The sequence below is a fragment of the Streptomyces sp. SYSU D01066-1 genome (assembly GCF_054956795.1).
The window spans coordinates 1-6,712 of record NZ_JBUDHV010000011.1 but is presented as its reverse complement, the minus strand read 5'-3'; the positions used below and the strand labels follow the sequence as shown (position 1 = coordinate 6,712).

The window sequence follows — 6,712 nt, the reverse complement described above, 5'->3', positions numbered from 1 at the left end:
CGCTCGCGGGGGGGGGGTGGGGGGGGGGGGGGGGGGTGGCGGGGCTGGGGGGGGCGGGGGGGGGGGGGGGGGGGGGGCGCCCCCCCCCCCCCCGACGCCTGCCCCCGAGGTCCGTTCCCGATGCCCGTTCCCGATGCCCGTCACGAGGACGGGCGGAGCAGCGGGGCCGTACCACGGCCGTACGGGAGGAAGCCGGTGCGCGTCCGGCCGGGCCCTCGGCCTCGGCGCACCGGTGCCGAGGACCCTGCGCCGGACCACCGCCGGGCGGCGTTCGAAGCGCCGGCCGTCTCCGGATCAGCGTGACCGCTCCTCGTGGGGTGGCTGCCGCCTTCCCGAAACGCGTGAGCATTCCGGCTCCTGCTGTCATGGGAGCGCTCGAATGAGCGGGTGGAGGACATGTGGCCGTCGACTGCTCAGGTTTTCCGTGTGCTGGTCGCCGGCCGGCTGCCGGCCGGCCGGAGCCGCACTCGAACCACACCGTCCCGCCCCGCGCCTGTCCCCGGCCGCCTTCACCGCGTTCCCGGCGTCACTCCGTCCGTAGCGCCGTCACCGTCCGGGCGCGCGCCGCCCAGGTCGCCGGGAGCGACGCGCCCAGGACGGCGATGGCGACCCCGGCCAGGCCCAGCAGGGCCGACTGCCCCACGCCGTACACGTCCAGGACCGACGACGGCAGTCCCGTGCCCACGGCACGGCCCATCATCGGGACGACCACGCCGTGCAGGGCCTGCCCGGCCGGGACGCCGATCAGCCCGCCGACGACGCCGATCCCGGTGACCGACGCGAGGACCAGGCTCACCGTCTGCCGGGGAGACATGCCCAGCGCCTTGCACACCCCCAGGTCGTGGACGCGTTCCCGGGTGTCCAGGACCACGGAGTCGAGCACGCCGAGGCCGGCGACGGAGGCCAGCAGCAGGGAGAGCAGTGCCGCCATCGCGTTCAGGAGCACGACGAGGTTGTCCTGCTCGGAGGGACCGTAGGCGGCGGCGTCGCCGCCCAGGGGCCGGACCGCCCCGGACCGTACGACCCGGATCAGGACCCCGGTCCTCGCCCCGGTCATCGGACGGTCCGCGCGCGGGTGTCCGGGGCCGGGCGGCCGTCGACCAGGTGGACGGTGCGGCTCGCGCACACCTCGGCCGGCTCACCGCCGGCGCCAGCGGCTTCCTGCTCAAGGACGTCATCCCCGAGCACCTGGTGGCCGCCGTACGCCTGGTGCGGGCCGGTGACGCCCTGCTGGCCCCCGCGATCACCCGCCGTCTGATCGAGCGCTTCGCCCCTGGGGAGGCGGTCCAGGCTGGCCCCCCGGCCGTCCCGGGCCCCGGCCTGTCCGGGCTGACCCCCCGTGAGCTGGAGGTGCTGCGGCTGCCGGCGACGGGGCTGAGCAACGCGGAGCTGGCGGACCGGCTGTTCCTGAGCCCCACCACCGTCAAGACCCACGTCGGCCGCATCCTGTCCAAGCTGGGCCTGCGCGACCGTGTCCAGGCGGTGGTGCTGGCGTACGAGACCGGGCTGGTCTCGCCGGGCGGGGCGGTGGAGGCCGGGTCCTGACCGCCGTGTTTGGGCCGGATGCCGGTGGATACAGTGCGTTGATGCAGAACCTACGCAAGCAGATCGTGTCCGAACTCGGTGTCCAGCCGGTCATCGTCCCCGCCGACGAGATCCGGCGGCGGGTCGGTTTCCTCAAGGACTACCTGCGGTCCACCCCGGCCAAGGGGTTCGTCCTCGGCATCAGCGGCGGCCAGGACAGCACACTGGCCGGACGGCTGTGCCAGCTCGCCGCCGAGGAGTCGCGCGCCGAGGGGCACGACGCCACCTTCGTCGCGGTGCGGCTGCCGTACGGGGTCCAGGCCGACGAGGACGACGCCCGGACCGCCCTCGACTTCATCCGGCCCGACCGGTCGATCACGGTGAACGTCAAGCCGGGCGCGGACGCCGTCGCCGCCGAGGCGGCGCGCGGCCTGGCCGAGCTGACCGGTGAGCCCCGGCTGCGGGACTTCGTGCGCGGCAACATCAAGGCGCGCGAGCGCATGGTGATCCAGTACGCGGTCGCCGGACAGCTCGGCATGGTCGTCGTCGGCACCGACCACGCGGCCGAGGCGGTGACCGGCTTCTTCACCAAGTACGGCGACGGCGGCGTCGACCTCACCCCGCTGACCGGTCTCACCAAGCGCCAGGGCGCCGCCCTGCTCCAGGAGTTGGGGGCGCCGCCCAGCACCTGGCAGAAGGTGCCGACCGCCGACCTGGAGGACGACCGGCCCGCGCTGCCCGACGAGGAGGCGCTCGGCCTGACGTACACCGAGATCGACACCTACCTGGAGGGCGGCGAGGTCACCGACGAGGTCGCCGCGAAGGTCGAGTCGGTCTACCTCGCCACCCGGCACAAGCGGACCGTCCCGGTCAGCCCGCTCGACGACTGGTGGCGCTGAGGAGCGGCCGGGGACACCGGATCGCTCAGCTCGGGGCGGGGCCCTTCGCTTCCTCCGCTTTCCCGGCGGGTTCCTCCGGGGATTCCACCGCGGGTTTCTCCGCGGGTTCGTCCGGGGATTCCACCGCGGGTTTCTCCGCGGGTTCGTCCGGGGATTCCACCACGGGTTCCTTCGGGGACTCCACCGCGGGTCTCTCCGGGGATTCCTCCACGGAGGCGGGCGAGGGGCCGCCGTCGGTGTCCGCGGCGGCCCCGGCCGTGCGGGCCCGCGCTCCCTGGAACAGGTACGTCAGCCCGAAACCGCCGGCCACGACCGCCGCGCCGCCCACCGCGTCCAGCACCCAGTGGTTGCCGGTCGCGACGATCGCGGAGACCGTGAACAGGGGGTGCAGCAGGCCCAGCGCCCTCATCCACCACTTCGGGGCGATGACCGCGACGGCCAGCCCGCACCACAGCGACCAGCCGAAGTGCAGCGACGGCATCGCCGCGTACTGGTTGGTCAGGGCGGTGAGCGTGCCGTAGTCGGGCCGGGAGAAGTCCTGCACGCCGTGGACGGTGTCGATGATTCCCAGGTCCGGCATCAGGCGCGGCGGGGCCAGCGGGTACAGCCAGAAGCCGACCAGGGCGAGCAGCGTGGTGAAGCCGAGGGAGGCGCGGGCCCAGCGGTAGTCGACCGGGCGGCGCCAGTACAGGACGCCGAGGACGGCCAGCGGGACCACGAAGTGGAACGACGTGTAGTAGAAGTCGAAGAACCCGCGCAGCCAGCCGATCTCCACCACGGCGTGGTTGACGGCGTGCTCGATGTCGATGCGCAGGACGCGTTCGAGGCCGAGGATCTGGTGGCCGTGCTCCTCGGCGCGGGCCCGGCCGCCCGAGACGGTGCCGTCGGTCGCCGCGAGGCGGACCTTGGAGTAGGCGGCGTAGGTCACCCGGATCAGCAGCAGTTCCAGGAGCAGGTTCGGACGGGTGAGGGCCCGGCGCAGGAACGGCAGCAGGGGGACGTGCCGGAAGCGGGTGGGGACGGGGGCCGCGTACTCGGTGGGGACGGGGGCGCGGAAGTACGGGGAGGCGCGGGAGAGGAACGGTACGGCGGTGGCGGCGGCGACGGCCGCGAGCAGCACCAGGTTGTCGCGGAGCGGGTTCAGGACCGCCACGTTCGGCAGCATCATCTTCGCCGGGAGGGTCATGACGAGGATGACGGCGACCGGCCAGACGTACCGGTCGGAGGCGCGCTCGCCGACCCGGCCGACGACCGCGAGCAGCACCCACAGGAGCTGGTGCTGCCAGGTGGTCGGCGAGATCGCCACGGCCGCGCAGCCGGTGACCGCGACGGCGAGCAGGAGCTGGCCCTCACGGGCGTAGCGCACGGCGCGGCGCAGGCCGAGGACGGCGACGGTGGCGCCGAGGGCGGCGAAGAGGGCGATCTCCAGCGGGCCGTTCAGGCCGAGCCGCAGCAGGGCGCCGTGCAGGGACTGGTTGGCGAGGTCGTCGGCGGCGCCGCCGAGCCCGACCCCGGCCATGTGGTGGACCCAGTACGTGTACGAGTCGTGCGCCATCGCCGCCCAGGCGAGCGCGGTGCAGACGGCGAAGGTGCCGGCGGCGGTGCCGGCGGCCCGGCGGCGGCCGGTGAACCACAGGAGCGGCATGAACAGCAGCACGGTCGGCTGGAAGGCGGCGGCGACGCCGATGAGCAGCCCCCCGGCGCGTTCGCCGCGCACGGCGAGGCAGCCGAGCAGGACCAGCAGGACCGGGACGATGCTGGTCTGGCCGAGCCAGAGGGTGTTGCGCACCGGCAGGGAGAGCATGAGCAGGCTGACCGCGACCGGCGCGGCGAGCAGCGCGGTGCGGCGGTCGACCGGGCGGGGCAGGGCGCGGGCGGCGACCAGGCCGAGGGCGACGACCAGCAGCAGCGTGCCGAAGGTCCAGCCCCAGCCGAGGGCCTGTTCGGCGGCGCGGGTGAGCGGTTTGAGGACCAGGCCGGCGAACGGGGTGCCGGTGAACCTGGTCGAGTCGTACAGGGACCCCTCCACGTGCAGGACCCCGGCCGGCCCCACCCAGGTCTCCAGGTCGGTCAGCCGCTCCCCGCGCGGGGAGCCGAGCACCACCGCGAGCTGTCGTGCGGCGAGGACGGCGGCGACCAGCCACAGCCCCGCTCGTGCCAGGTGCAGGCGTGCCCTGGTGGCTCCGACGGCTGTCGCCCCGAAGGCCTCCGCCGCCGTCCGCCCGCTGTGCTCCGCATTCGCCACGCCTCGTCGGCCTCCCGCCCCGTTCGTCCCACACGTCCCGTGCGCATGGGTTCCTTCGCGAACCCTATGAGGCTCGCACCACCCCCGGAGAGGGACGCGGGCAACCTCGTCTTCACCTGACGGCCGCTCTCCTTTTGTCCGGATGACGATAGTGGGATCGCGGTTCGGATGCCGCCCCGCGGAGCGACAAGGATCACAGCGAAGGCCGGCCGGGAACCGTTCCCGGCCGGAAGACGTCCCTGCGTGAACGCCGTTTTAGTGCACTGTGCAACGAATTCGGCACGGGGTGTGAACGGGCAATCGCCGCCTATGGTCGGTTTTCGGCCCGGCGACAGCGCCGCCGTGCGGGTCCCGTCCCCGTCCCCGTCGAAAGGTAGGCGAGCGAAGTCTTGTCGGCTGCCACCGCTGCCCCTCTTCCGTCCTCCCGTCACCGCGCGCAGGCTCTGCCGCCCGATGCGACCGTGACCGACCCCGCCCTCGTCCGGCGTGCCGTGAAGGCGGCGGCGCTGGGCAACGCGATGGAGTGGTTCGACTTCGGCGTCTACAGCTACATCGCGGTGACCCTGGGCAAGGTCTTCTTCCCGTCCGGCAACCCGACGGCCCAGTTGCTGTCGACGTTCGGCGCGTTCGCGGCGGCGTTCCTGGTCCGGCCGCTGGGCGGCATGGTCTTCGGGCCGCTCGGCGACCGGGTGGGGCGGCAGAAGATCCTCGCCCTGACGATGATCATGATGGCGGCGGGGACGTTCGCGATCGGCCTGATCCCGTCGTACGGGTCGATCGGCGTGTGGGCGCCGGTGCTGCTGCTGGCGGCGCGGCTGGTGCAGGGCTTCTCGACCGGCGGTGAGTACGCGGGGGCGTCGACGTTCATCGCGGAGTACGCGCCGGACAAGCGGCGCGGGTTCCTGGGGAGCTGGCTGGAGTTCGGGACGCTGGCCGGGTACATCGGCGGGGCCGGTCTGGTGACCCTGATGACCGCGCTGCTGTCCGACGGCGACCTGACGTCCTGGGGCTGGCGGATCCCGTTCCTGATCGCGGGGCCGATGGGCGTCATCGGGCTGTACCTGCGGATGCGGCTGGAGGAGACGCCGGCGTTCACGGCGGAGGCCGGGAAGCCGGAGTCGGCGCGGGTGAAGGTGCCGCTGCGGGAGATGATCACCGGGCAGTGGAAGGCGCTGCTGCTGTGCGTCGGGCTGGTGCTGGTCTTCAACGTCACCGACTACATGCTGCTGTCGTACATGCCGAGCTACCTGACGAGCGAGCTGAGGTACGACGAGACGCACGGTCTGCTGGTCGTGCTCGCGGTGATGGTCCTGATGATGGTCGTCCAGCCGTTCGCGGGGGCGCTGACCGACCGGGTCGGGCGGCGGCCGGTGATCGCGGCGGGGTGCGCCGGGTTCCTGGTGCTGTCGGTACCGGCGCTGCTGCTGATCCGTGAGGGCAGCCTGCTCGCGGTCGGCCTGGGCATGGCCGCGCTGGGGCTGCTGCTGGTGTGCTTCACGGCCGCGATGCCGTCCGCCCTGCCGGCGCTGTTCCCGACGCGGGTGCGGTACGGGTCGCTCTCGATCGGGTTCAACGTGTCGGTGTCCCTGTTCGGCGGGACGACGCCGCTGGTGGTGACGGCGCTGATCGGGGCGACCGGGAACCTGATGATGCCCGCGTACTACATGATGGCCGCGGCCGTGGTCGGTGGCGTGGCGGTGTGGTTCATGACGGAGTCGGCGGGGCGTCCGCTGCCGGGGTCGGGGCCGGCTGTGGAGCGGTGACGGGGGCCTGCGGCGCTTGGGCGGGGGGTGCCTGCGGCGCCTGTGCGGGTTCGGTGGGGGGCGGGGTGCCTGCGGCGCCTGTGCGGGTGCGGTGAGGGGCGGGGTGCCTGCGGCGCCTGTGCGGGTGCGGTGGGGGCGCGCGTAGCGCCCAGGGTGTGCTTCGGGGTCGGGGCCGGGGGGGGGGGGGGGGGGGGCCCGGGCGGGGGGCGCGCGGGGGGGGGCCGGGGGGGGGGGGGGGGGGGCGCCCCCCCCGGGCGGGGGGCGCCCCCCCCCCCCCCCCC

Annotated in this window: 4 protein-coding genes and 1 pseudogene; 3 read left to right on the top strand and 2 right to left on the bottom strand. The window is 74.1% G+C overall.

All coding sequences use genetic code 11. The features are described from left to right. Positions 1 to 526: 526 nt before the first annotated feature. The gene (locus ACY1JF_RS13370) at positions 527 to 1,057 is read right to left on the bottom strand and encodes an FtsX-like permease family protein (RefSeq protein ID WP_462705298.1); all 531 of its coding nucleotides are present in this window, start codon (positions 1,055 to 1,057) and stop codon (positions 527 to 529) included. Positions 1,058 to 1,137: 80 nt separating this feature from the next. On the opposite strand from ACY1JF_RS13370, the pseudogene ACY1JF_RS13365 reads away from it, so the two are divergent. Both ACY1JF_RS13365 and nadE read left to right on the top strand, forming a co-directional pair. Beyond that, a pseudogene (locus ACY1JF_RS13365) lies at positions 1,138 to 1,545 on the top strand (response regulator transcription factor); the annotation flags it as partial. A gap of 41 nt (positions 1,546 to 1,586) precedes the next feature. Then, positions 1,587 to 2,423 (top strand): ammonia-dependent NAD(+) synthetase, encoded by an 837-nt coding sequence (nadE, locus tag ACY1JF_RS13360; protein WP_462705297.1) that lies wholly within the window; start codon positions 1,587 to 1,589, stop codon positions 2,421 to 2,423. A gap of 25 nt (positions 2,424 to 2,448) precedes the next feature. Here nadE and ACY1JF_RS13355 read toward each other — a convergent pair whose 3' ends face one another. Further along, positions 2,449 to 4,668, bottom strand: coding sequence for a bifunctional glycosyltransferase 87/phosphatase PAP2 family protein (locus ACY1JF_RS13355; RefSeq protein WP_462705296.1), 2,220 nt, complete (start codon positions 4,666 to 4,668; stop codon positions 2,449 to 2,451). Positions 4,669 to 5,057: 389 nt separating this feature from the next. Here ACY1JF_RS13355 and proP point away from each other — a divergent pair, with 389 nt between their 5' ends. Then, positions 5,058 to 6,431, top strand: coding sequence for a glycine betaine/L-proline transporter ProP (proP, locus tag ACY1JF_RS13350; RefSeq protein WP_462705295.1), 1,374 nt, complete (start codon positions 5,058 to 5,060; stop codon positions 6,429 to 6,431). Positions 6,432 to 6,712 lie beyond the last annotated feature (281 nt).